Here is a 1,439-nt window from a genome sequence, read left to right as displayed (position 1 = left end):
TCCTCCGCATTACGGCCACCTGATGATAAGTGAAGGTTCACAAGAACGACGACCGGGATGCGGAAGCCATTGCCGAAGCCGCGACGCGGCCAACGATGCCATTTGTTGCGATCAAGTCGGAGGAACAGCTCGATCTTCAGGCCTTGCACCGTGCGCGAGAGCGCCTGGTGTCAGACAGGACGCGCTTGATCAATCAGGGCCGTGGTTTCCTGATGGAACGCGGCATCCGGGTAGGAACCGGGCGCCATGTCTTCCAAAAGGAGCTGGCCAGATTGGCCGTAGAGGGCGCTGCCGATCTTTCACCCCGAATGCTCCTGCTCGTGGCTGACATGGCGTCCGAACTGGACGTAATCAATGATCGGGTCGCGGCGATCGATACCGAAATCAAGGCGCTGGCCAGGACAGATGCCGATATGCAGCGCTTGATGGAGATCCCCGGCATCGGTCCGACGATTGCGACAGCGCTCGTGGCAGCTGTCGGCACCGGCAGCTCTTTTGGCAAAGGTCGTGATCTTGCCGCATGGCTTGGTCTGGTGCCGCGGCAGGTCACGACAGGTGGCAAGGCCAAGCTGATCGGAATCTCGAAACACGGTAACCGATATTTGCGTAAGCTCTTCATCCACGGAGCTCGAACGGTGCTGCATCTCGTGCGTGATAGGACGTCGCCAATAACGGCTTGGGCAGACGCTTTGAAGGGGCGAGCGCATGTGAACGTCGCGGCGGTCGCCATAGCCAACAAGATGGCACGTCTTGCCTGGGCTGTTCTGACGAAGGGTGAGAGATATCGGCCGAATGCCATGAGCGGCCTGTAGTCGGACAAAGGCGCAACCGGACAAAGGAATCTGCGAGCGAGGAGGAGATGGACCAACGACCGATCGGCGTCTTGCAAGTCTGACGGGGGGCATGGCCCTTGAGTGCCGATGAGCTAACGAGACACAGGACGCGCGACTTCCCATCTTGGTCAGGGGCAAATCGAACGGCCCCGAAGAAAGACCGAATACATAGAAGCAGGGTCAGCGGCGCATCNAGACCGAATACATAGAAGCAGGGTCAGCGGCGCATCGACAAATCACTTGCAGGGGAAGGCAGTTCATACATACCCCCCGAAATTCGGACACTGACGTAAGCTATAATTTGTTGTCTGCTGATCTTCGACGAAGAGGAGATCAGAGATGTCGAAACGGAAGAACCACAGCCCTGAGTTTAAGGCGAAAGTTGCGCTTGAAGCGTTAAAGGGTGAGCGCACAGTGGCTGAGCTTTCGAGCCAGTTCGGCGTCCACCCCACCATGATCCACAGCTGGAAACGGGCGCTTCTGGAAGGCGCGTCCGGCGTGTTCGAGCGAGGCGGCAAAAAAGCCCCTGAGATCGACGAGGAGCAAGTCAAAGAGCTGCACGCCAAGATTGGTGTGGCGCGACATCGCAGTTGAGTGCTGGGCGAC

At 58.3% G+C, this 1,439-nt stretch carries 1 protein-coding gene and 1 pseudogene; both read left to right on the top strand.

The window, feature by feature from the left end; genetic code table 11:
- Positions 1-29: 29 nt before the first annotated feature.
- Positions 30-812, top strand: a pseudogene (locus tag D6860_RS17880) (IS110 family transposase); the annotation flags it as partial.
- A 360-nt stretch (positions 813-1,172) separates the two neighbouring features.
- Positions 1,173-1,427 carry a transposase gene (locus tag D6860_RS25905; protein ID WP_076626027.1) on the top strand — a complete coding sequence of 85 codons (255 nt, stop codon included), beginning with the start codon at positions 1,173-1,175 and terminating at the stop codon, positions 1,425-1,427.
- The last annotated feature ends 12 nt before the right edge of the window (positions 1,428-1,439 follow it).

Origin of the sequence: Salipiger sp. D13 (assembly GCF_003703915.1) — a bacterium.
Taxonomy (GTDB): Bacteria; Pseudomonadota; Alphaproteobacteria; order Rhodobacterales; family Rhodobacteraceae; genus Salipiger; species Salipiger profundus.
This window is presented reverse-complemented; position numbering and strand designations above follow the sequence as displayed.